At 75.3% G+C, this 22,513-nt stretch carries 22 protein-coding genes and 1 riboswitch; of the genes, 15 read left to right on the forward strand and 7 right to left on the reverse strand.

The genetic code is table 11. The annotated features are described in order from the left end of the window. Position 1 precedes the first annotated feature (1 nt). Together ACI79Q_RS12155 and ACI79Q_RS12160 are read right to left on the reverse strand one after the other, a co-directional pair. On the reverse strand, positions 2-1,867 hold the full coding sequence (locus tag ACI79Q_RS12155) for a hypothetical protein (protein WP_456614756.1): 1,866 nt from the start codon (positions 1,865-1,867) through the stop codon (positions 2-4). A gap of 91 nt (positions 1,868-1,958) precedes the next feature. Beyond that, the gene (locus ACI79Q_RS12160; protein WP_456613656.1) at positions 1,959-2,591 is read right to left on the reverse strand and encodes a TetR/AcrR family transcriptional regulator; all 633 of its coding nucleotides are present in this window, start codon (positions 2,589-2,591) and stop codon (positions 1,959-1,961) included. Between the two features lie 92 nt (positions 2,592-2,683). On the opposite strand from ACI79Q_RS12160, the gene ACI79Q_RS12165 reads away from it, so the two are divergent. From ACI79Q_RS12165 to ACI79Q_RS12190, 6 genes are all read left to right on the forward strand, one after another. Continuing rightward, positions 2,684-4,063 (forward strand): MFS transporter, encoded by a 1,380-nt coding sequence (locus ACI79Q_RS12165; protein WP_456590727.1) that lies wholly within the window; start codon positions 2,684-2,686, stop codon positions 4,061-4,063. 17 nt (positions 4,064-4,080) lie between these two features. Next, complete coding sequence (locus ACI79Q_RS12170) at positions 4,081-4,857, forward strand: class I SAM-dependent methyltransferase (protein ID WP_456598162.1); 777 nt, start codon at positions 4,081-4,083, stop codon at positions 4,855-4,857. Positions 4,858-4,950: 93 nt separating this feature from the next. Further along, complete coding sequence (locus ACI79Q_RS12175) at positions 4,951-6,504, forward strand: gluconokinase (RefSeq protein WP_456590725.1); 1,554 nt, start codon at positions 4,951-4,953, stop codon at positions 6,502-6,504. A 16-nt stretch (positions 6,505-6,520) separates the two neighbouring features. After that, a complete protein-coding gene (locus ACI79Q_RS12180) occupies positions 6,521-7,981 on the forward strand; it encodes a GntP family permease (protein WP_456590724.1) in 1,461 nt (486 codons plus the stop codon). 58 nt (positions 7,982-8,039) lie between these two features. Continuing rightward, the gene (locus ACI79Q_RS12185; protein ID WP_456590723.1) at positions 8,040-9,614 is read left to right on the forward strand and encodes an FMN-binding glutamate synthase family protein; all 1,575 of its coding nucleotides are present in this window, start codon (positions 8,040-8,042) and stop codon (positions 9,612-9,614) included. Positions 9,615-9,748: 134 nt separating this feature from the next. Continuing rightward, positions 9,749-9,934: a hypothetical protein gene (locus ACI79Q_RS12190; RefSeq protein ID WP_456590722.1), complete on the forward strand. Its 186-nt coding sequence runs from the start codon at positions 9,749-9,751 to the stop codon at positions 9,932-9,934. 31 nt (positions 9,935-9,965) lie between these two features. Here the strand turns inward: ACI79Q_RS12190 and ACI79Q_RS12195 are convergent, their stop codons facing one another. After that, complete coding sequence (locus ACI79Q_RS12195; protein ID WP_456590721.1) at positions 9,966-10,586, reverse strand: FMN reductase; 621 nt, start codon at positions 10,584-10,586, stop codon at positions 9,966-9,968. Further along, entirely contained in the window at positions 10,583-11,764 is a 1,182-nt protein-coding gene (locus ACI79Q_RS12200; RefSeq protein ID WP_456590720.1) for an LLM class flavin-dependent oxidoreductase, read from the reverse strand. The genes ACI79Q_RS12195 and ACI79Q_RS12200 overlap by 4 nt, the downstream gene beginning before the upstream one ends. Before the next feature lie 216 nt (positions 11,765-11,980). Between ACI79Q_RS12200 and ACI79Q_RS12205 the strand changes: the two genes are divergently transcribed. From ACI79Q_RS12205 to ACI79Q_RS12215, 3 genes are all read left to right on the forward strand, one after another. Continuing rightward, positions 11,981-12,904 (forward strand): DivIVA domain-containing protein, encoded by a 924-nt coding sequence (locus ACI79Q_RS12205; RefSeq protein ID WP_456590719.1) that lies wholly within the window; start codon positions 11,981-11,983, stop codon positions 12,902-12,904. Positions 12,905-13,004: 100 nt separating this feature from the next. Continuing rightward, complete coding sequence (locus tag ACI79Q_RS12210; RefSeq protein ID WP_456590718.1) at positions 13,005-13,514, forward strand: universal stress protein; 510 nt, start codon at positions 13,005-13,007, stop codon at positions 13,512-13,514. An 82-nt stretch (positions 13,515-13,596) separates the two neighbouring features. Beyond that, a complete protein-coding gene (locus ACI79Q_RS12215; RefSeq protein WP_456590717.1) occupies positions 13,597-14,517 on the forward strand; it encodes an SMP-30/gluconolactonase/LRE family protein in 921 nt (306 codons plus the stop codon). A 9-nt stretch (positions 14,518-14,526) separates the two neighbouring features. Here ACI79Q_RS12215 and ACI79Q_RS12220 read toward each other — a convergent pair whose 3' ends face one another. Continuing rightward, positions 14,527-15,180 carry a TetR/AcrR family transcriptional regulator gene (locus ACI79Q_RS12220; protein WP_456614757.1) on the reverse strand — a complete coding sequence of 218 codons (654 nt, stop codon included), beginning with the start codon at positions 15,178-15,180 and terminating at the stop codon, positions 14,527-14,529. Positions 15,181-15,318: 138 nt separating this feature from the next. On the opposite strand from ACI79Q_RS12220, the gene ACI79Q_RS12225 reads away from it, so the two are divergent. From ACI79Q_RS12225 to ACI79Q_RS12250, 6 genes are all read left to right on the forward strand, one after another. Beyond that, positions 15,319-16,806, forward strand: a complete 1,488-nt coding sequence (locus ACI79Q_RS12225; RefSeq protein WP_456614758.1) for a flavin-containing monooxygenase — start codon at positions 15,319-15,321, stop codon at positions 16,804-16,806. Continuing rightward, positions 16,806-17,642 carry an SDR family NAD(P)-dependent oxidoreductase gene (locus ACI79Q_RS12230; protein ID WP_456590714.1) on the forward strand — a complete coding sequence of 279 codons (837 nt, stop codon included), beginning with the start codon at positions 16,806-16,808 and terminating at the stop codon, positions 17,640-17,642. The genes ACI79Q_RS12225 and ACI79Q_RS12230 overlap by 1 nt, the downstream gene beginning before the upstream one ends. 40 nt (positions 17,643-17,682) lie before the next feature. Next, positions 17,683-18,684, forward strand: coding sequence for a GNAT family N-acetyltransferase (locus ACI79Q_RS12235; RefSeq protein WP_456614759.1), 1,002 nt, complete (start codon positions 17,683-17,685; stop codon positions 18,682-18,684). A gap of 46 nt (positions 18,685-18,730) precedes the next feature. Further along, entirely contained in the window at positions 18,731-19,387 is a 657-nt protein-coding gene (locus ACI79Q_RS12240) for a class I SAM-dependent methyltransferase (RefSeq protein WP_456590712.1), read from the forward strand. A 117-nt stretch (positions 19,388-19,504) separates the two neighbouring features. After that, a riboswitch (cyclic di-AMP (ydaO/yuaA leader) is annotated at positions 19,505-19,631 on the forward strand. A gap of 210 nt (positions 19,632-19,841) precedes the next feature. After that, the gene (locus tag ACI79Q_RS12245; protein WP_456590711.1) at positions 19,842-20,705 is read left to right on the forward strand and encodes an aggregation-promoting factor C-terminal-like domain-containing protein; all 864 of its coding nucleotides are present in this window, start codon (positions 19,842-19,844) and stop codon (positions 20,703-20,705) included. 242 nt (positions 20,706-20,947) lie between these two features. Beyond that, on the forward strand, positions 20,948-21,331 hold the full coding sequence (locus ACI79Q_RS12250) for a hypothetical protein (protein ID WP_456590710.1): 384 nt from the start codon (positions 20,948-20,950) through the stop codon (positions 21,329-21,331). Positions 21,332-21,334: 3 nt separating this feature from the next. Here the strand turns inward: ACI79Q_RS12250 and ACI79Q_RS12255 are convergent, their stop codons facing one another. Both ACI79Q_RS12255 and ACI79Q_RS12260 read right to left on the reverse strand, forming a co-directional pair. Then, positions 21,335-22,066, reverse strand: a complete 732-nt coding sequence (locus tag ACI79Q_RS12255; protein ID WP_456600328.1) for a sulfite exporter TauE/SafE family protein — start codon at positions 22,064-22,066, stop codon at positions 21,335-21,337. 2 nt (positions 22,067-22,068) lie between these two features. Beyond that, entirely contained in the window at positions 22,069-22,503 is a 435-nt protein-coding gene (locus ACI79Q_RS12260) for a hypothetical protein (RefSeq protein ID WP_456590708.1), read from the reverse strand. Between the last annotated feature and the right edge of the window lie 10 nt (positions 22,504-22,513).

A 22,513-nucleotide genomic window follows, 5' to 3' on the forward strand; every position in this document is an offset into this window, starting at 1 on the left:
GTCAGTTCCCGCCGGGGGTGAGGGCCAGGGGCTGTCCGACGGCCACCGACGCGACGCACAGCGGGGCCTGGGGGTCGGCCACCTCGATGACGACGCTGTCGACGGGGCCGCTCACCTGCACGAACAGGTTGTGGACCCCCGCCTCCGCGAGGCCGGCACCCACGGTGTCCCCGGCCCGCACGGTCACCAGGTTCCCCACCCCGGCGAAGTAGGCGATCTGCACCAGCCACCGGCCGTCGGGCGTCCCCCGCGGCAGCTGTACCTCGGCCGGTTCCTCCCCGGCGGGCCAGCCGCAGTCCGGGGTGGGCCCGGAGCCGGACGTGCTCACGGGGTCGACGACGGCCAGCTGGCCGTGGCCCTGGTCGTCCAGGGCCACCACCTCGTCGACGACCTGCCCCTCGGCCAGGAAGGGTGGGAGCCGGGGGAGGCCGGCCAGGACGACCGACGCGCGGTTGGCCGGCGCCAGCCGCTCGGGGACGACGTGCTCGGGCACCGGGGCATCGGCGAGGACGAGGTCGACGCGCCCGGTCAGCGCCCCCTTGGCGTTGTCGACGAAGTCGCGGCCGGCGTTGGTCGACCAGTGCCGGGCGAAGCCGGCGGTCGAGAGCACGGCCCCGGCGAGGAGGGCCGAGGCGACCCCCAGTGCGACTCCGGTGCGCGTGAGCCGAGCCGTTGCCTCGGCCGTCCGGCCGCGGGTGGTCCAGGCCCGTCGGATCAGGACGGTGGGTGCCTCCCGGACCGGCAGGAAGGCGAGCCCGACCGCCAGCGCCGCCACGAGGGCCGTGGTGGCCGGCGGAACCAGGTCGGCCGCCACCGCACCCGCCGTGGCGCCGGAGGACGCGGCGCCGATCACGGCGGTGACGACGACCACCGCGGCGAGCAGCCAGGCGCGCAGCGCCCCCCGGCGGACCAGCACGGACGCGAAGACCACCACGGCCAGGGCCACGGGGGCGCCCCAGACGAGGCCGACCGGCGGGTCGGGCGTGGCCAGCGGCGCCAGCACGGTCTCCCAGCGCCAGGGGCCGCCGACGAGACCGGGGAGCACCGTGTGCGCGAGGACGCCGGGCAGCGTGCGGAGGCCTTCGCCCAGGGCGGCCCCGTCGACGAGCGGGTCATCGGAGAGGAGCAGGCGCGCGCCGAGGCCGACGGCCACGGCGGCGGCGTGGGCCGCCCAGGCGATCCGCCACCGGGCGAGGGTGCGCAGCCTGGCCCGCAGCGGGCCGGTGGTCGCCCAGAGCACGGTGCCGGCCAGGAGCAGCAGCGGCACCAGCGCGGCCTCCACGGCGAACAACACCCCGGCCGCGACGGCCAGCGCGCTGGTGAGGGCCCGTGCGGGCGAGCCCGAGCGCAGGAAGTGCACGTGCCCGCGGACGGCGACGAGGAGGGCCAGCTGGAGCGGGAGCTGCACCACGGCCGCGCTCCACCACGTCCCGCCCACGAGCGTGAGCGAGCTGGTCAGGTAGACCGTCAGCGGGAGCAGCACCGTCGGCCGGCGGCCGAACAGCTCGACCAGCAGCCGGTACAGGAGGAGGTCCACGAGCAGCTGCCCGAGGAGCTCGAGCCCCACCAGCGCCGGCCAGGACAGCGGGGCGATGGCCGCGACGCCCCGGGCCAGGCCCACGGCGCCGGGAGGTCCGGGGACGTCGACCGGCAGGCCGGCGGCCACCGCGGCCGCGAGGAAGTCCGGCCCGGTGAGCCAGCCGCTCGCCGCGGCCCAGCCCCGGAGGGCGAGGTGCCCGGCGATGAGCACGGCCGCGACCACCGGGACGACGGTCGCCCGGTCGATGCGCAGCTGCACGACGGCGGTCCCCGGACGCGACGGTGCCTCCGCAGGCGCGCCGGCGTCGACGCGCGGGGGTGCGCTCATGGGGCTCCGTCCACTGTGACCCGGGTTCCGGGGCAGCGTAGACAGCGCGGCTACCGGGCGGTAGTACCCGCCGGTACCACCTCGGACACCGCTAGGGACGGCGCTCGAGCAGCCCGACCACCGTCGCCGTGGCGGCGTCGACGTCCTCGGACAGCTGCGCGGCCTCCCCGCGTTCCACCCGTGCCAGCATCAGCTCGTTGACGCCGCCCACTGCGGCGAGCACCAGTTCCCGACCGACCGGGCGCACCTCGTCGGGATGGTCCTGCGCCAGCCCGCCGGCCACTTCGCAGATGAGGTCGACGTACTGGTCGAACACCTGCCGGCGCAGCGCCCGGGCCCGCGGGCCGGCCGCCTGCACCTCGACCAGCGCCGCCCAGGCGACGGCCGGCCCGGCGGCGAGCGTCTCCAGGTAGGCGCCGATGCCCGCGCGCAGCCGGCCGCGCCAGGGGAGCCCGGCCGCGTGCGCCTGCTCCTGCGCCCGGCGCACCGTGTCGAGCACCTTCTCGTTGGCCCGGCTGTAGAGCTCGAGGAGGCACTCCTCCTTGTCGCGGAAGTGGGCGTAGACGATCGTCTTCGACACCCGGCCCTCGCGCGCGATGTCGGAGATCGTGGTGGCCTGGTACCCCTTCTCCGCCATGCAGGTGGCCAGGGCCCAGAGGATCCGTCCGCGGCGGTGACCGTCGTCCACGGAGGGATCGTCGGTGGGGTCGACCAAGGGGTCCATCGGCTCGCAAGAGTAGTGCGCCGGGAGGGTCCGGTGAGGGAACTCACCGGCCCGGCGTGGAATGGCCGACCGCGTTGCGGTGTCCTGTCCAGGTGACCTCCGTCCCGGCCGCCCGCCCGTCGGCCCGCGCCTACGCGATGTGGCTGGTCGGGCTGCTGGCGTACGCCGTCGCCGTCTTCCACCGGTCCTCGCTCGGCGTGGCGGCGGTGGAGGCGCAGGAACGGTTCTCGGCCGGGGCGTCGGCGGTGTCGCTGTTCCTCGTGCTGCAGCTGGCCGTCTACGCGGCGCTGCAGGTGCCGGTGGGCGTGGCGCTGGACCGGTTCGGATCCCGCCGGATGATCCTGGCCGGGGCCGTGACGATGGCCGGAGGCCAGCTCCTGCTCGCGCTGGCCACCGACGTGCCGACGGCCGTCGCCGCCCGGGTGCTGGTGGGCGCGGGGGACGCGATGACCTTCATCAGCGTGCTGCGCATCGTCGCCCTGTGGTTCCCCGGGACGTCGGCGCCGCTGATCACCCAGCTCACCGGCATCCTCGGGCAGATCGGATCGGTCGCCGCGGCGTACCCGCTCGTGACGCTGCTGCACGCCACCTCGTGGACGGCGACGTTCCTCGGTGCCGCAGCGACCGGCGCGCTCGTCGTCGTGCTCGTGGCAGCAGCGCTGCGGGACGCCCCGCCCGGCACGGTCCGCCCGGTGGCGCCACCGGTGGCGGAGCTCCGCCGCGGGCTGGTCGACACCTGGCGGGAGCCTGGAACCCGGATCGGCCTCTACACGCACCTGGTCACCCAGTTCTCCGGCACCGTGTTCGCACTGCTCTGGGGCTATCCGTTCCTGGTGGTCGGGCAAGGGCTCGCGCCCGGCACGGCGGCCGGCCTGCTCACCCTCCTGGTGCTGGTCGGGATGGGCGTCGGGCCGGTGCTGGGCAAGCTGTGCGCCCGCTGGCCGCTGCGCCGCTCGGTGCTCGTCTTCGGCATCCTGACCGCCACCGCCACGATCTGGACCGTCGTCCTGCTGTGGCCCGGGCGTGCCCCGCTGTGGCTGCTGGTCGTGCTCGTGGCGGTGCTCGGCACCAACGGTCCCGGCTCGATGATCGGGTTCGACTACGCCCGCACGGAGAACCCGGTCGAGCGGCAGGGCAGCGCCAGCGGTGTGGTCAACGTCGGCGGGTTCGTCGCCTCGCTCCTGACGATCCTGGCCGTCGGGGCGGTGCTGGACCTGCTCACCCCCGGCGCGTCCACCGACTACGACCTGGACGCCTTCCGGGCGGCGTTCGCCGTGCAGTACCTGTTCTGGGCGATCGGCCTGGCCGGGGTGGTCCGGCACCGTCGGGAGCTCCGCTCGCGGCTGGCCCGGGACGGCGTGGTCCTGGTACCGCTGCACGCCGCCGTCCGCGTCCGGCTGCGCTCGGCCGGGCGCTCCGCGCAGCGGCCGGGGGCGGGGCGGGACCGGAGCCGGCGGCCCGGGAACCGGTAGCGTCCGCCGTCCGGGTCATGAGATCGGTGGGTGCGATGAGCTTCGACCAGGTGCGCAGGGACTGGACGACCCTGGGGGCGGAGGACCCGCTCTGGGCCGTCCACGTGGCCGCGGACAAGCGTGGTGGGCGGTGGGACGCCGACGCCTTCCTCGAGCTCGGCCGCCGGGACGTCGGGGTCGCGCGCGAGCAGCTGGCCGGGCTCGGGCTACCCACCACGTGGGACCGCGTCCTGGACTTCGGCTGCGGTGCCGGCCGGCTGAGCCAGGCGCTCGCGGAGCACGCGCGCGAGGTGGTGGGCCTCGACGTCTCCGCGCCGATGCTGGAGACCGCTCGCCGCCTGGACCGCAGCGGCGGACGCGTCCGCTTCGTGCTCGGGGAGGACCCCGACCTGCGGGCCTTCCCGGACGAATCGTTCGACCTCGTCTACACCGAGCGGGTCCTCCAGCACCTGCCGCGCCCGGTTCTCGAGACGTACCTGGCGGAGTTCGCCCGCGTGCTGCGCCCCGGAGGCGTGGCCGTGGTGCACTGCACCACCCGGCCGATGTGGACCCTGCGTGGTGTCGTGTGGCGGGTGGCGCCGGCGCCGCTGGTGCGGTGGGCGCAGCGGCGCCTGCTCGGCTACCCCGCACCGATGCGGATGACCGGGGTGCCCGAGCGGCGGGTGGCCGACCTGGTCGCGGTGCACGGGGCGGAGGTTCTGGACGCCGCCCCGGTCGACGAGCCCGCGACGCACTGGCGGGCACGGCGCTACGTCGTCCGGCGCCGCCCCGCCGGAGGTGCGCCCGCCGGCTGAGATCGGCGGCCGCCCGGAGCCGCGAGCGGTTGCCACGCCGTGCGCGGTGCGGGCACGATGCGGCCAACGGAGGGGCCGGTCAGGGGGGTGTTCGTGGACGTCGTGGTCGGGCTGGACTCGGGCACCACCGCGACGAAGGCGGTCACCGCGGGCACCGACGGCCGCATCCGCGACGTCGCCAGCGTGGCCTACCCGCTCCTCGTGCCGGCCCCCGGCCGGGCCGAGCTCGACGCCGTGCGCCTGGCCGCGGCGGCCGTCGAGGCGCTGGGCGAGGTCGCCGCCCTGGCCCGGGACCGGGGGGACTCGGTCGTCGCCGTCTCGCTCAGCGCGGCGATGCACGGCCTGGTGCCCATGGACGACGAGGGGAGCCCGCTCGGCCCGGTGGTGACCTGGGCCGACGACCGCGCGGCGCAGTGGGCCCAGGCGCTGGTCGCCGACGGCCGCGCCCCGGACCTGCACGCCCGCACCGGCACCCCCGTGCACGCGATGTCCCCGCTGGTCAAGCTGTCGTGGGAACGGGCCGAGGACGCCGACCGGGTGGCCGGGGTGCCCCGCTGGGGCGGGGTGAAGGAGCTGGTGGTGGCCGCCCTGTGCGGCGGGGGGCACGTGGTCGACCGGTCCTGTGCGTCGGCCACCGGGCTCTACGACCTCCGCGCCGGGCGGTGGGACGAGGAGGCGCTGAGCATCGCCGGCGTCCGCCCCCGCCAGCTCGGCGAGGTGCTGCCGACGACGGCGGTGCTGCCCGGCCTGCGCCCGGAGGTGGCCGCCGCCACGGGGCTGCCGCCCGGTCTGCCCGTGGTGATCGGCGCCTCCGACGGGGTGCTGGCCAACCTGGGTGTCGGCGCGGTGAGCCCGGATGTCGCCGCGGTCTCGCTGGGCACGAGCGGGGCCATGCGCGTCGTCGTCCCCCGCCCGACGGTCGACCCGGGGCGCCGGTTGTTCTGCTACGCCCTCACCGACGACGCCTGGGTGGTCGGCGGCGCCATCAACAACGGCGGGTCGGTGGTGCGCTGGGCCGCCCAGGCGCTGGCCGCCGGCCCCGAGGACGCCGAGGGCCCCGCGGGCGAGGCCGCCGACGACCTCGACGCGCAGCTGCTCGAGGAGGCTGCCGCGGTTGCGGTCGGCAGTTCGGGCCTGCTGTGCCTGCCCTACTTCCTCGGCGAGCGGGCGCCCTGGTGGCGGTCGGGGATGCGGGGGGCCTACCTGGGGCTGCGGCGCGAGCACCGCCGGGCGCACCTGGTGCGCGCCGCCGTCGAGGGCGTCTGCCAGCAGCTGGCGCTGGTGCGGGACGCCTTCGCCGCGACGGACGTGCCGGTGCGGGAGGTCCGGGCGACCGGCGGCGCGGTGGCCTCCCCGCTCTGGATCCGGACGCTCGCGGCGGCCCTCGACCTGCCGGTGCGGGTGGCCGACTCCCCGGAGGGCACCGGCCTGGGCGCCTGCCTGCTGGGGTGGCACGCGCTCGGGGAGCTGCCCGACCTCGGTGCCGCCACCGCGCTGGTCGCCGTGCACGAGCCGGTGCTGCCGGACCCCGACGCCGTCGCCGTGTACCGGCGGCTGCGCCCCCTCGTCGACCGGTCCACCACGGCCCTGGCCGACGTCCTGACCACGCTCGACGCCCTGGACGAAGCCCCGAACCCCCCGACCTGAGCCTCGTGGAGGAGCCATGCCCGACGCAGAACCGGCGCTGAGCGCCGGAGTGCTGCTGCTGATCGCCGCGATCGCGGTCGGCGTCCTGCTCTTCCTGATCATGAAGGTGAAGCTGCACGCCTTCCTGGCCCTGATCCTGGTCAGCCTGGCGGTGGCGCTGGCGGCACAGGTGCCGCTGGAGGACGTGGTCACCACCATGACCGCCGGTTTCGGCTCCACGCTGGCCAGCGTCGCGCTGCTCGTGGGGATCGGGGCGATGCTGGGCCGGCTCTTCGAGCACAGCGGCGGCGCCCAGGTGCTCGCCGACAGCCTGATCAAGCGCTTCGGCGAGCAGCGGGCACCGCTGGCCCTCGGCATCGCCGCGCTGCTGTTCGGCTTCCCGATCTTCTTCGACGCCGGGCTCGTCGTCTTCCTGCCCATCGTGTTCACCGTGGCCCGCCGGCTGGGGGGTTCGCTGCTCACCTACGGGCTGCCGGTGGCCGGTGCGTTCGCCGTCATGCACGCCTTCGTGCCGCCGCACCCGGGCCCGGTCGCCGCGGCCGGGCTGATCGGTGCCGACATCGGCCTGGTGCTCGTCTTCGGCCTGCTCATCGGCGTCCCGACGTGGTTCCTGGGCAGCTACCTGTTCGGGCTCTGGGCCGGGCGCCGGTTCGAGCTCCCCGTCCCGACCATCCTGGCCGGGGAGCCGAAGACGGCGGACGACGCCCCGGACCCGTCGGTCGAGGGCAGCTCGCCCGGGATCGCCACCGGCGGGCGGGCCGCCACCGGGACGGCGACCCGGCCCGCACCGCCGCGGTTCGCCACCGTGATCTCGGTGCTGCTCCTCCCGATGCTGCTGATCTTCCTCAACACCGGCCTGACCACGCTCGCCGCCGAGGGGATCGTGGACGAGGAGTCGGCGGTGGTCCGCTGGGGTCAGCTGATCGGGGCGACGCCGATCGCGCTGCTGATCACCGTGCTGCTGGCCATGTGGGTGCTGGGTCGGCGCCGCGGCGACAGCGGCGCAGAGGTCGAGTCGGTGCTCAACAGCGCGCTCGGGCCGGTCTGCGCGATCATCCTGATCACCGGCGCCGGCGGCATGTTCGGCGGCGTGCTGCGCGCCAGCGGCATCGGCACCGCGCTGGCCGACGTCCTCGGCGACATCGGCCTGCCGGTCATCGTGGCGGCGTTCGTCGTCTCCGCTCTGATCCGGGTGGCGCAGGGCTCGGCCACGGTCGCGCTGACGACCGCGGCCGGCCTGATCGCCCCCGTGGTGGCGGCCACCGACGGGCTCAGCTCCGTGGACCTCGCGCTGATCGTCATCGCTATCGCCGGTGGTGCGACGGTGCTCTCGCACGTCAACGACTCGGGCTTCTGGCTGGTCAGCCGGTTCTTCCAGATGGACGAGAAGACCACCCTGAAGACCTGGACGGTGATGGAGACGCTGCTGGGCACGATCGGTTTCGTGCTGGCGCTGGTGCTCAGCATCTTCCTCTGACCGTGGCGCCTCCGACGGACGAGCTGTCGGGCCGGGCCGACCGTGGCAGGGTGGAGGAATGACGCTCGCCTCGCGCGCCGCCGCGGCCGGCCTCTCCGCCCTGGCAGCCGTCGCCGCCCGTGACCTGATGCAGCGCGAGCACTCGCTGCTGCGCAACTTCCCGGTGATCGGCCATGCGCGCTACCTGATCGAGTCGATCGGGCCGGAGCTGCGCCAGTACCTCGTGGCCGGCAACAACGAGGAGCGGCCCTTCACCCGCGACCAGCGGCGCTGGGTCTACGCCTCCAGCAAGCAGGAGAACAACTACTTCGGCTTCGGCACCGACAACGACCTCGAGTTCACCGCCGGCTACCCGGTGATCAAGCACGCCACCTTCGGGGTCTCCGTGCCGGCCACCGACGTGCACACCGGGCAGGGCGTCGCCCTCCCCTGCGCCAAGGTGCTGGGTGCCGCGCGGGGCCGGGCGGGGGCGTTCCGGCCCGAATCGGTGGTCAACATCTCCGCGATGAGCTTCGGCTCGCTGTCGGGTCCGGCGATCGAGGCGCTCAACCGCGGTGCCGCGCTGGCCGGTTGCCTGCACAACACCGGCGAGGGCGGCATCTCGCGGCACCACCGGCACGGCGGCGACCTGGTCTTCCAGATCGGGACGGCGTACTTCGGCTGCCGCGACGAGCACGGGCGGTTCGACCTGGACCGGCTCAAGGCCCTCGTGGCCTCCGCGCCGGTGCGGGCGCTGGAGATCAAGCTCAGCCAGGGCGCCAAACCGGGCCTCGGGGGAGTGCTGCCGGCGGCGAAGGTGTCGGCCGAGATCGCGGAGGCGCGCGGCGTCCGGGAGGGCGTCGACTGCATCAGCCCGTCCCGGCACGCGGAGTTCTCCGATCCCGACAGCCTGCTGGACTGGGTGGAGCTGCTGGCCGCCGAGACCGGCCTGCCGGTCGGCATCAAGTCCGCGGTCGGGGACCTCTCCTTCTGGGAGGAGCTGACCGACCTGATGGCGTCCACCGGCCGGGGCGTCGACTTCGTGACCATCGACGGTGGCGAGGGCGGTACGGGCGCCGCGCCGCTCATCTTCACCGACACGGTCTCGCTGCCGTTCCAGGTGGGCTTCGCCCGGGTCTACTCGGTCTTCGCGCGCAAGGGGCTGCACGACTCGGTCGTCTTCATCGGGGCCGGCAAGCTCGGCCTCCCGGACAACGCGACCGTCGCCTTCGCGCTGGGCTGCGACATGGTGAACGTCGGCCGGGAGGCGATGCTGGCCATCGGCTGCATCCAGGCGCAGAAGTGCCACACCGACACGTGCCCCACCGGCGTCGCCACGCAGAACGCCTGGCTGGTGCGCGGCCTGGACCCGGAGCTGAAGTCCGTCCGGGCCGGCAACTACGTGCGCACCCTGCGCCGCGACCTGCTCAAGGTCGCCGAGGCGTGCGGCGTACCCCACCCGGGGCTCATCGAGACCGACTCGGTCGAGATCCTCACCGGGCGCACCGCCTCGAGCCCGCTCGCGTCGGTCTACGGGTACGAGCCGGGCTGGGGGCTGCCCTCGGCCGCCGACCGCGCGGCGATCACGGCGATCATGTGCGGGCATGGCGAGCAGGGCGGCACCGCACCGCCGTCCGAGGACGCCGTCGGCTGAGTGAGGGCCCCGCGCTCCGACGCGTCGCCGGCCCGACGCCGATGGCGCCGAGGTCGAGGAGTGGGCCGGCCCCGGCCGGGGAAGACCAGGGAGCACCCGCACCCGACACCGGTCGGCCGTCCGGAGGAGAGCCCATGAACCGCACGTCCCTGCCCAACCGTCGCTGGCGTTCGGCCGCGGCGGGGATCGCCCTCGCGGCCGCGGCGTTCACCACGACCGCCTGCGGCGCCGAGGAGCCCGCCGAGGAGGGCGGCATCGTCGAGCAGGAGGAAGGCGGCGGCGAGGGCGAGCAGGAGGAGGGCGAGGAGGAGGACGACTGACCCGGCGGGCCGGCCGCCCCGCCGGCGGGCCTCAGCTGCCGCGGAGCAGGTCCTCGAACGAGGTCGTCGGGTCGGCGAAGGGATCCGCCGGAACGGCCGGGGGGCGGCCGGCGACCAGGTCGGCGAGCTCGCCTGCCGCGCGGCGCACCCGGCCGGAGAGGCCGGGGCCGGCGTCGGTGCCGCCCGCCCAGTCCTCGGGCGCGGCGAAGACCGCGGTCGGGACCACCGTCGCGCGCAGGTAGGCGAAGAGCGGGCGCATCGCGTGCTCGAGCGCCAGCGAGTGCCGGGCCGTGCCCGCCGTCGCCCCCAGCAGCACGGGCCTGCCGGTGAGGGCGTCCTTGTCCAGCACGTCGACGAAGGTCTTGAACAGCCCGCTGTAGGACGCCGAGAAGATCGGGGTCACGGCGATGAGCCCGTCGGCCCCGGTCACCGTGTCGACCGCGCGGCGGAGCCCCTCGTTCGCGAAGCCGGTCAGCAGGTTGTCGGCGAGGTCGCGGGCGTGCTCGCGCAGCTCGACGACCTCGACGGTCGCGGTGATGCCGCGGTCGGCCAGCGCGGCTTGCGTGGCCGCGGTCAGCCGGTCGGCCAGCAGCCGGGTCGACGACGGGTTGCTCAGCCCGGCGCTGACGACGGCGAGGGTGCGCGTGCTCATCGGACCTCGATCTCCTCACGGGCCTGGCCCGTGACGCTGTCGCCATCGGCGTGCACGGTGGCGTCCTTCGCCCCGCCGGCCGCGGCGACGCGGGAGGCGTGGGTGGGGGCGTCCGGCACGTGCGCCGGCTTGAGAGCGGCGAACTCGCGGCGCAGCACCGGCACGACCTCCTCGCCGAGGATGTCCAGCTGCTCCAGCACCGTCTTCAGGGGCAGGCCGGCGTGGTCGATGAGGAACAGCTGCCGCTGGTAGTCCCCGACGTAGTCGCGGAAGCCCAGCGTGCGCTCGATCACCTGCTGCGGGCTGCCCACGGTCAGCGGCGTCTGGGTGCTGAACTCCTCGAGCGACGGGCCGTGGCCGTAGACCGGGGCGTTGTCGAAGTAGGGGCGGAACTCGTCCACCGCGTCCTGGCTGTTCTTGCGCATGAACACCTGCCCGCCCAGGCCCACGATCGCCTGGTCGGCGCTGCCGTGGCCGTAGTGCTCGAAGCGGCGGCGGTAGAACTCCACCATCCGCTGGGTGTGCTCCGCCGGCCAGAAGATGTGGTTGTGGAAGAAGCCGTCGCCGTAGTACGCGGCCTGCTCGGCGATCTGCGGGGAGCGGATCGAGCCGTGCCACACGAACGGCGGGACGCCGTCCAGGGGCCGGGGCGTGGAGGTGAAGCCCTGGAGCGGGGTGCGGAACCGCCCCTGCCAGTCGACGACGTCTTCGGTCCAGAGCCGGCGCAGCAGCGCGTAGTTCTCCACCGCCAGCTCGATCCCGTTGCGGATGTCCTGCCCGAACCACGGGTAGACCGGTCCGGTGTTGCCGCGGCCCATCATGAGGTCGACCCGGCCGTCGGCCAGGTGCTGCAGCATCGCGTAGTCCTCGGCGATCTTCACCGGGTCGTTCGTGGTGATCAGCGTCGTCGACGTCGACAGCTGCAGCCTCTGCGTCCGCGCCGCGATCCACGCCAGCGTGGTCGTGGGGGAGGAGGAGAAGAACGGCGGGTTGTGGTGCTCGCCGAGGGCGAAGACGTCGAGCCCGACCTCCTCGGCCTTCTGGGCGATGGTCAGCACCGCCTTCAGCCGCTCCGCCTCGGTGGGGGTGCGGCCGGTCGTGGGGTCGGTGGTGATGTCGCTGACGGTGAAGACGCCGAACTGCATCTCGATCTCCAAACTGGTTGAGAGTGCAATCATCTCAGCCGGGTCAACGCGGCGTACCGCGGCTCTATGCCCGGTCGCCCCTCCGGGTGGCCAGCGCCGGTGAAAGCGATCTGTAACCGATCCGGCACGCCCTGCCGTGGCGCCACCGGGGTGCCCGCGACACGGGTCACGGAGCAATCACGGCCGCCCGCGCGCCGTGTGGCCCTCTGGCAGATTCCGCTTCACCTACTTCCCAGGGGGGCCATCCGGATGCTCCGGCGTGTCGAGTTCGTCGCCAACCGTGCCCAGGACGAGGGGGTGCCGCCGGACGGGAGCGCTCCGCGGCCCTCGCAGCCGGCGAGCGATCTGGAGGCCTTGCTGGACCACCGGCCCACCTTCCGGGGCTCCGTGCGTGGCTACGACCGGCTCCAGGTCGACAACTACGTCGCCTGGGCCGAGGGCGAGCTCGCCGCCGCGCACCGCGAGCGCGAGCACCTGCTGGACCGGGTCGTCGCCTGCGGCACCGAGCTGGAGATCTCCCGGCGGCTGCTCGCCGAGCAGCCGGTCGGTCGGGACCGTCCGGTGGTCAGCGCACGGGTGGGGGAGGTGCTGCGGCTGGCCGAGGACCAGGCGGCGCAGGTGCTGGACGCCGCCGAGGCCGAGGCGGCGCAGCTGCGGGCCGATGCCCGCCTGGAGGCCGACGCCCGGCTGCGCAAGGCGCACGAGATCAAGGAGCTGGCCATCGACGTCGCCGACCAGCTCCGCGTGAACGCGCAGCGGGACCGGGCCGAGGGTGCAGCCGTCCTGGAGAAGGCCCGCGCCGACGCCGAGGAGCTGCTGCGCGCCGCGGCGGCCGAGCGGGACCGGCTGGCCGCCGAGGCCGCGGCGGAGCGGGACCGGCTGGCCGCCGAGGCCGCGGCGGAGCGGGACCGGCTGGCCGCCGAGGCCGCGGCGGAGCGGGAGCGCGTCGCGGAGCAGGCCCGGCGCGACCGGGCCGCTGCCGAGGAGGCGGCCGGCGCCCGCCTGGCCGCGGTGCGCGTGGAGTTCGAGGACCTGTGCCGGCAGCGCGACCAGGCCCGGGAGTCGCTGCGGTGCCTGACGGACCGGATCGGCGCGGCCCTGCAGGCGGTCGGCGTCCCGCCGGCCGAGGAGCTGGCGCTGCTGGGCGCGCGGCGCGAGCCCGTCGCGGGCTGACGGCGCGGCGCGGCGGCGCCGGTGACGTGACCGGCCCCGCGTGATGAGAGGCTGACCCTCACGGTGATCGCACCGGCGCGCGCCAACAGGGAGGTCAGCGGTGGACGAGGTCCGTGAGGTCGTTCAGGTCGAGGGTGGCGTCGTCGTCGGGCACGACGGTTCCAAGTGTGCGCAGGAAGCGCTGCGGTGGGCCGGTCGGCTGGCCCACCGCGCCGACGTCGACCTGCACGTGGTGCGCGCCTGGTCGATGACGACCGCACCGCGGCCCGCGACCTGGGAGCCGGGCTACGTGCCGCCGCTGCCCGACTGGGAGCAGGCGGTGCACGACGAGCTCACCGCGCACGTGGCCGCGGCCGGTCTGGACCCCGCGGTGCGGGTCACCGGCCACGTCGTCCACCGCGCGCCGGTGCCCGGCCTGCTCGCCGCCGCCGAGGGGGCGGCCCTGCTGGTGGTCGGTGCGCGTGGCCGCGGTGGCTTCTCCGGGCTCCTGCTCGGCTCGGTCAGCGACCAGCTGGTCCACCACGCCGCCTGCCCGGTCACGGTGGTGCGCACCGGGGCCCAGGGGCGGGACTTCACCGCCGACGAGGTCGGCGCCGCCGTCGGGGAGTGACCCCGGCGGCCCGGGGCGGGCGTCGGGCAGACTGCCGCTGACCTGCGGACCCACCGCGGGCAGGCGGCGGGAGGAGACGCGCGTGCGCGACTTCGCGGGCACGACGGTGGTACCGGTCGGCGAGGGGCCGGAGGACGTGCTCGTCGACGCGGCTGGGCGGGTCTACACCGGTCTGGCCGACGGCCGGGTCGTGCGCACGGCAGGACCGGGCGCCCCGGTCGAGACGGTCGCCCGCGTGCCGGGCCGTCCGCTGGGCCTGGAGTTCCTCGGGGCGGACGAGCTGCTGGTGTGCGCGTCCGACGCCGGGCTGCTGGCGGTCTCGCTGGCCGACGGGGCGGTGCGGACGCTGGTCGACCGGGTGGCCGGCCGCCGGCTGGAGGCGGTGAACAACGCAGCCGTCGCCGCGGATGGCACGATCTACTTCACCGACTCCTCCCAGCGGTTCCGCATCCCGCAGTGGCGGGCGGACCTGGTCCGGCGGACCGCCAGCGGCCGGCTGTTCCGCCGCACCCCCGACGGCACCGTGACCGAGCTGCTCGGCGGGCTGGAGTTCGCGAACGGGGTCGCGCTCGCCGCGGACGAGTCCTGGGTGGCGGTCGCCGAGACCGGCGCGGCGCGGCTCCGGCGAGTGTGGCTGACCGGCGCCCGGGCCGGCGCGAGCGAGGTGTTCGTCGACGACCTCCCCGGCCACCCCGACAACATCGCGCTGGGATCCGACGGGCTGGTGTGGATCACCCTCCCCAGCCCGCGCGTCGCGGCGCTGGCCGCCATCCACCGGCTGCCCGCACCGCTGCGGGCGCTGCTGAGCGCGCTGCCGCCGGCTCTGCAGCCCAGCCCCGGCCGGACGCTGGGGGTGCTCGCCGTCGACGACCACGGGGCGACGGTGCACCGGTTCAGCGGGGAGATCCCCGGGTTCGAGATGCTCACCGGGGTGCGCGAGTCCGGCGGCACCCTGTGGTTCGGCAGCCTCACCGGCAGCACGGTGGCCACGGTCGCCGTCTGACGGCCGGGATCAGTCCGGCGCCGTCGTGCCGTAGACGGCGGGGAGCCAGATGCCGAGCAGGACCTCGACGACGTCCTGCTCGGCGACAGCGGGGCCGTCCCCGCTGAAGATGGCGTAGAGCACCCGCTCGTTCATCGAGGTCAGGGCGACGGCGAGGTCGCGCGCAGCCGGCCCCGGCGGCGCGGCGCCCCGCGCGCGCTCGGCGTCGATCGCCGCCGCCGAACGCTGCACCCAGCGCTCGAGCACCGCCGACCACAGCGCGCGCACCTCGTCGTTGGTGGAGCGGGCCTGCGCCCAGGCGACGGTGAGCGAACGGTGGGTCCGGAAGGTGTCGTAGTAGGCGCCGATCGCGCGTGCCCAGCCGTCCCGCGCCCCGGCCGCCGGGGTGTCGAACGCCCGGCGCATCGCCGTGTCGGCCTCGGCCACGACGCGATCGAGCAGCGAGAGCAGTACCGCGTCCTTCGACGAGAAGTAGAAGTAGAACGTCGGGCGGGAGATGCCGGCGCCGCGCGCGAGGTCGTCGACCGAGATGGCCGCCAACGGCCGTTCGGCGAGGAGGCGCTCGGCGGTGGCGAGGATCGCGAGCTCCCGGTCGTCGCCGGAGGGCCGGACTGGACGCCGCCCCCGCCCAGCGGCGGGCACATGACTCGCGGCAGCCGGCACGGAGCGGAGGATAGCCGCACTCGGCCCCGGCTCGACATCCCGTTGACTCGCTCGACACTGCGTCGATAGCGTCGGCCGGCCACCCGCGGCGCGGGGTGCGGCCGAACGGCCCGGCGGAGCGAACCGGAGAGTGCTGGCATGACCACCGAGCACGTGGACGTCCTGATCGTCGGCGCCGGGCTCTCCGGTGTCGGGGCCGCCTGCCACCTGGAACGGGAGCGGCCGGGGACCAGCTACGCGGTGCTGGAGTCGCGGGCGGCGCTGGGCGGGACCTGGGACCTGTTCCGCTACCCGGGCATCCGGTCGGACTCGGACATGTTCACCCTGGGCTACTCCTTCCGCCCGTGGCGGGAGCCCGAGTCGATCGCCGACGGGCCGACCATCCGCCGGTACATCGAGGAGACCGCCCGCGAGTACGGCGTCACGGAGAGGATCCGCTACCACCATCGCGTCGTGTCGGCGGAGTGGTCGAGCGCCGAGGCCCGCTGGGCGGTCACCGCCGAGCGCGCCGACACCGGCGAGACGGTCACCCTCACGTGCACGTGGCTGTCGGTCTGCTCCGGCTACTACCGCTACGACCAGGGGTTCCGGCCGGAGTTCCCGGGCGAGCAGCGCTTCCGGGGGCAGCTTCTCCACCCGCAGCACTGGCCCGAGGGCATCGACCTGACCGGCAAGCGGGTCGTCGTCGTCGGTAGCGGCGCCACCGCGGTCACGCTGGTGCCCAACCTGGCGGAGCAGGCCGAGCACGTGACCATGCTGCAGCGCACGCCCAGCTACGTCATGTCGCTGCCCGGCCGTGACCCGATCGCGCAGAAGCTGCGGGCGCGGCTGCCGGAGCGGGTGGCCTACTCGGTCGTGCGGTGGAAGAACGTGCTCACCAGCACCGCGCTCTACCAGCTCAGCCGGCGCCGGCCGGCCCTGGTCCGCTCGCTGATCCGTCGCATGACGCAGAAGCAGCTGCCGGGGGTCGACGTCGACACGCACTTCAACCCGCCCTACGACCCCTGGGACCAGCGGCTGTGCCTGGTGCCCGACGGAGACCTGTTCCGAGCCCTCCGCCGGGGCGCGGCGTCCATCGTCACCGACCGGATCGCGACCTTCACCGAGGAGGGGATCGAGCTGACGTCGGGCGAGCACCTGGCGGCCGACGTCGTCGTCACCGCGACCGGCCTGAACCTGCTGCCGGTCGGCGGGATGCGGATCGTGGTCGACGGGGAGCCGGTCGAGCTGCCCGAGCGGGTGTCCTACAAGGGCATGATGCTCTCCGGCGTGCCCAACTTCGCCATGGTCATCGGGTACACGAACGCCTCGTGGACCCTCAAGGCCGACCTGGTCAACCGCTACGTCTGCCGCCTGCTGGACCACCTCGACGAGCACGGCTACGCGTCGGCCACGCCGGTCGCCCCGCCGGAGGGCGGGGGAGCGCCCTTCCTCGACCTCGCGGCGGGCTACGTCCAGCGCAGCCTCGCCGGCCTGCCGCAGCAGGGGCGCCGCACACCCTGGCGGCTGCACCAGAACTACCTGCGGGACGTCGCCATGATGCGCCGGGGCTCGCTGGAGGACGAGGGCATGACCTTCCAGCCGCGCGTGCCTGCAGCCGCCCACGCGGATCGGGTCGTGGCCTGATGGGGCCCTACGCCTTCGCGGGCGGGACGGCGGTCGTCACGGGCGCCGCCAGCGGGATCGGCGAGGCGCTGGCCGCGCAGCTGGCCGACCGGGGCAGCCACCTGGTGCTGCTGGACCGCGACGCCGACCGGCTGGCGGCGGTGGCCGGGCGGATCGCCGCCGACCACCCGGCCCTGCGGGTGGCGACGCACGTGGTCGACCTGGCCGACGACGAGGCGACAGCGCGGGTGGCCCGGACGCTGGTGGCCGAGCACCCCGAGACCACGCTGCTGGTCAACAACGCGGGGGTCGCCCTGGGCGGTCGCTTCGACCAGATCGGGCTGGCGGACTTCGAGTGGGTCCTGGCGGTGAACCTGCGCGCCGTCGTCCGCCTCACCCACATGCTGCTGCCCGTGCTGAAGACCCACCCCGGCGCCCACGTCGTCAACGTCTCCAGCGTCTTCGGCATCTTCGCCCCGGCCGGGCAGGTCGCGTACGCGACGAGCAAGTTCGCCGTCCGCGGGTTCAGCGAGGCGCTCCGCCACGAGCTCGCCGACGACGGCATCGGCGTCACGGTCGTCCACCCGGGTGGGATCCGGACGCGGATCGCCGAGAGCGCCCGCACCGGCGCGGGCGTCTCGGTGGAGGAGTACGAGAAGGGGCGGGCGCAGTTCACCAAGCTGCTGCGGATGCCGCCGGAGGACGCCGCCGCCCGCATCGTGGCGGCCGTCGAGCGCCGCCGCCCCCGGCTGCTGATCGGCTGGAGCGCCACGGTGCCCGACGTGCTGGTCCGCCTGCTGCCCGGCACCTACTGGCGGCTGATCGCTCGCCGGGCGACCGCGCGGCCGAGGGGCTGAGCGCCGGAAAAGGTATTGCCGGTGCCAGTAGAACGGGGACGTGACCGACCCCTCCTGCCGGATCGTCGAGCTCGGCCCCGACGACGACCTCTTCCCCTCCTGGTGCGAGGTGTGGGCCGCCTCCGGCCGGGCCGCCCGGCCGCAGGACCCGCCCCGGCCGGCGCAGGAGGACGTCGCGCTGGGGCGGGAGCTCGTCGCGCCCGGTGGCTCCCGGGACGGCACCCACCGGGCCGCCCTGGTGGACGGCGCGGTCGCCGGCGCGCTCCGGCTGATCCTCCCGCGCAAGGACAACCCGACGCTGGCGGTGGTGGACCTCGCGGTGCACCCGGCCTCCCGGCGCCGTGGCCTCGGGAGCGCGCTGCTGGCCGAGGCCCGGGTACTCGCCGCCGCGCACGGCCGCAACTCGCTGGTGAGCGAGGTGGACGAGCCCGGCCCCGGGGCGCCGGGCCGCGCCTTCGCCGAGCGGCACGGCTGGTCCTGCGACCTGGTGGAGACCCGCCGGGAACTGGTGCTGCCGGTCGACGAGGACCGGCTGGGGGCGCTCGAGGCCGCGGCCGGCGCCGGGTACGAGATCGTCACCTGGCGGGACCGCACCCCGGACGCGCTGCTGGCCGACCGGGCGCTGCTGGAGCGGCGCATGACCACCGACGCACCCCACGGCGATCTGCCGGTGGGGGAGGAGGAGTGGGACGGGGACCGGATCCGCGAGTACGAGCGGACCCACGTCGCCCGGGGCCGGACGGTGCTCAGCGCGGGCGCGGTGATCGGCGGCCGGCTGGTCGGCTTCACCGACCTGCAGATCCCGCTCGCCCAGCCGGCGCTCGCCCAACAGGGCGGCACGCTGGTGCTCCGTGAGCACCGGGGGCACCGGCTCGGCGCCCGGATGAAGGCGGCCGTGCTGCGGGAGCTGGCAGCGGGGTTCCCCGGCGTCCGGCGGATCAGCACCTACAACTCCGAGGGCAACACGCCCATGGTCGCGGTCAACGAGGCGCTGGGTTTCCGCCCCGCCGGCGCGCTGTCGTCCTGGTCGACCCGTCTCTGAGCCGGGCGGTCCCACCGCCGCCGGCCGCGTGCGGTTGACTGCCGGGGTGGACCGTTCCATCCCTGCGGAGTTCGTCCGCGCCCACACCCGGCCGGTCCGGCCGGACCTGGTGCCCGAGGTGGAGCTGCTGGTCGCCGCCGACGTCGTCGCCCTGTGGGAGGCGATGGAGGCCGAGCACGGGCGCACCTCCACGGACCCGCCGTTCTGGGCCGCGGCCTGGCCGGGCGGCCAGGCGCTGGCCCGCCACGTGCTCGACCACCCCGGCCTGGTGGCCGGGCGCACCGTGCTGGACCTGGGGGCGGGCAGCGGCCTGGTCGCGGTCGCGGCGGTCCTGGCCGGCGCGACCGCGGTGCTCGCCAGCGACGTCGACCCGTTCGCGCTGACCGCGATCGCCGTCAACGCCGAGCGGAACGGCACCCCGGGCATCACGCCCGCCGGCGACGTGCTCGGGGGCGAGCCGCCCGACGTCGCGGTCGTCCTCGCCGGCGACGTCTGCTACGACCGGGAGATGACCGACCGGGTGCTGCCCTTCCTCGAGGCGGCCCGGGCCGGCGGTGCCGAGGTGCTGATCGGTGATCCCGGGCGGGTGTACCTCCCCGAGGACCGGCTGGAAGCGCTGGCGGTCTACGACGTGCCCGACACCGAGCCGTCGCCCACCGGGCCGGTGCCGGTGCGCCGGACCACGGTCTGGCGGCTCCCCTGACGGTCACCTCCCGTTCCTTTTCCCGCCAGGGGATTGTCACGAACGGATAACGCTGGTTACCGTGGGTCCCGCCCGGCCGGTCGTTCTCTCCCCATCCGGGGGAGGTCCGCCGGGCGCCGCCGAGTCGCCCGCCGAGGGCGAGCCGGGGACCCACCGAAGTACTGGGGTGAATCGCGCGCCGGGGCACGTCCTGGCGCGGGTAGGGCCGCTTCCCGCCCGAATCCGTCAGCTAACCCGGTAGGCGGCACGACGGAAGAAACGGAGAGCCGCCGCATGGCGAGCCTGCGGGCCCACCTTGCACGGAACCGCAGCCGGTACGGAGCCTCGCGCGCGCCTTCCCCGCGCTGAGCGCCCGGGCGTACGCCCGACACCGCTGCCCCTCGACCATCCCCGCAGCAGTTCCCGCCGCCGTCGCCGGCCCTGCCGCCCCCTGCCCCTGGAGCAGTTCCTCCCCATGAACCTTCGCGCCACCTCGATCACCCGTGCTCTCCGCCCCACGACCGGGCGCCGTTCGACGAAGACGGTCCGCCGTTCCGCGCTGCTGCTCCTGGCGGTCGCCGCGGCAGGCGGCCTGCTGGCCAACGGCGTCGTCGCCGACGAGCCGGTCGCCCAGGCCGAGCCGGAGCTGGCCTCCGTCAGCGTCGCCGAGCAGCTCGGCATCACCGACGAGACCCCCGCGCCCGACGTGACGGTGGCCGCGGCCGACACCCTCGGCCAGCTGGCCGCGAGCCGCAGCGAGCGCGCGGCCGAGCAGGCCGCCGCAGCGGAGGCGCGGGCCGCGGCCGAGCAGGCCGAGCTGGACCGCCGTGCCGCCGAGGAGGCCGCCCGCCGCGCCGCCGAGGAGGAGGCCGCGCGCAAGGCCGCTGCCGAGGAGGCCGCCCGCAAGGCCGCTGCCGAGGAGGCCGCCCGCGTGCAGGCGGCCCGGGAGCAGGCCGCCCGCACCCCGGCGCCGGCCGCACCAGCCCCGGCCCCGGCCCCGGCTCCGGCTCCTGCCCGGAGCGCTCCCGCGCCGGCCGCCGCGGCCCCGGCCGGCTCCTTCCAGGAGTACGCGATGGGCAAGCTCGGCGGCTCGGGCAGCGAGTTCAGCTGCCTGGAGAGCCTGTGGGGCAAGGAGAGCGGGTGGAACCCGAACGCCCAGAACCCGCGGAGCACCGCCTACGGCATCGCGCAGTTCCTCGACTCCACCTGGGCCGGGACCGGCATCGCCAAGACCTCCGACGGCTACCGGCAGATCGACGCCGGCCTGATCTACATCAACAACCGCTACGGCTCCCCGTGCGGCGCGTGGTCGCACTCCCAGGCCACCGGCTGGTACTGAGCGGGCCTCTGCCCCCGCCCCTCGCCCGCGCGGGGCGGGACCCTGCGGCGAGGCCGTTCCAGCACGTCACCACGCTCGGGGTGGTCTTCGGACGGGGGCGTCCCCGCTGAGGCATTGGAGGCTTTACCTGCGTCGTCGGCCCCGAGGACGCAGGTAGAGCTTCCAATGCCCGGGGTCGGCTCAGCGCAGCCGAGCCTCGGCTCCAGGCCTAAGGTCGGTGCAGCGTGCACGGAGGGGGAGCGATGACCGAGGCCGACGACGCCGACCGGACCACCCCGCAGAGCGGGATCGTCGGGCGGTCGATCGACGAGTTCGTGAACCAGCTGCGGTTCTTCTCCGATCGCGCCCGCAACCTCGCCGGGAATGCGACGTCCCGCCTCCCGCTGCCGGCCCTGCCCAGCCCGCCCGGGGCGATGTCGGCGGCCCAGCTGCGCGCCGTCAAGGAGATGGTGACCGCGCAGCGCACCTCGATCGCCGCCATGCGCGCTCAGCTCGACGCGTTCGACCAGCAGCTCGCCGTCTTCGAGCGGATCCTCGACCCCCTGGTCGAGTGGAGCACGACCTGGGCGCGGCTGGAGGAGGCCGTCGGCGACATCGTGCGCCGGGAGCCGCCCGTCGAGCAGTGACGGTCAGCCCGCCAGCGACCTGACGAGCAGCACCGCGCCGGAGAGCAGGCACAGCACCAGGGCGGCGCGGCGCATGGCCGGCAGGGCCAGCCGCCGGCGCAGGGGTCCGGCGAGGAGGAAGCCGGTCAGCACGAACGGCACCAGCCCCGCACCGGTGAGCAGCCCGCCCCCGTCGAGCTCGCCGCCGGCGACCAGCACGCCGAGGGACAGCAGCGTCGTCCCGACGAAGAACACCGACAGGTTCGCCCGCTGGGCGGCCGGGGTGGGCGCGCGGTAGGTGACCACCAGGGGCGGTCCGGGCGTCGCCGCGACAGTCGAGAGCGTCCCGGAGGCGAAGCCGGCGACGGTGAGCGCGCGCCGCCCGCCCGGCAACCGCACCCCGGCGAGCGACGCGCCACAGGCGAGCAGCACGACGACAGCAACCGTTATCCCCAACAACCGGCCGTCGATGACCTGCACCAGCCCCAGGCCAGCGACAACGCCGGGGGCCGAGGCGAGCATCGCACCGCGGAGGTTGTCGAGCTCCAATGCGGACCGTTCGCGCCACACCACCGGCAGCAGCGCGGTCAGCGTGCCCACCAGCAGCGGGCCGGGCACGAGAGCGGGCTGCACCAGCAGCACCAGCGGTCCGGCGAGGAGGCCGAAGCCCATGCCGGTCGCCGTCTGGACGACGGACGCCACCAGCACCGCCAGGCCGCACGCCAGGAGTGCGAGCGGGTCGGTGGCCAGCTCCACGCTCAGTAGCCGTCGTCCTCGTCCTCCGGCGGACGACGACGGAGCAGGCCGGTGACCGAACCCACCCGGCTCTGCGCCTGGCGCAGCCCGTGGACCAGGGGCATGAGGTCGTCGTGGATCCGGCGCAGCGTCTCGGGCACGGTGTCGACGGCGGGGTCGTCGAGCACGCGACCGACCCGCTCGATGCCGGGGCGCAGCGCCCGCACCGGCTCCTCCAACTCCTCGAGCAGGCTCTCCAGGCGTTCGGTGATCCGCTGCGCGGAGGCGATCGTCTCCCGGGCGGACGTGGTGGCGGCGGTCAGCTCGCGGACCGTGCCGTTGAGGTCGGCCAGCGTCCGGGGGAGCTGGGAGAGCGCCTCGGTCTGGGCCTGGAGCAGCGCGAGCAGCTCGCCGAACCCGGGGATGCGGGGCATGCCGAGACCGCGGAAGGGATCCACCTGGCAACCG

The organism is Blastococcus sp. SYSU DS0828 (assembly GCF_054050975.1).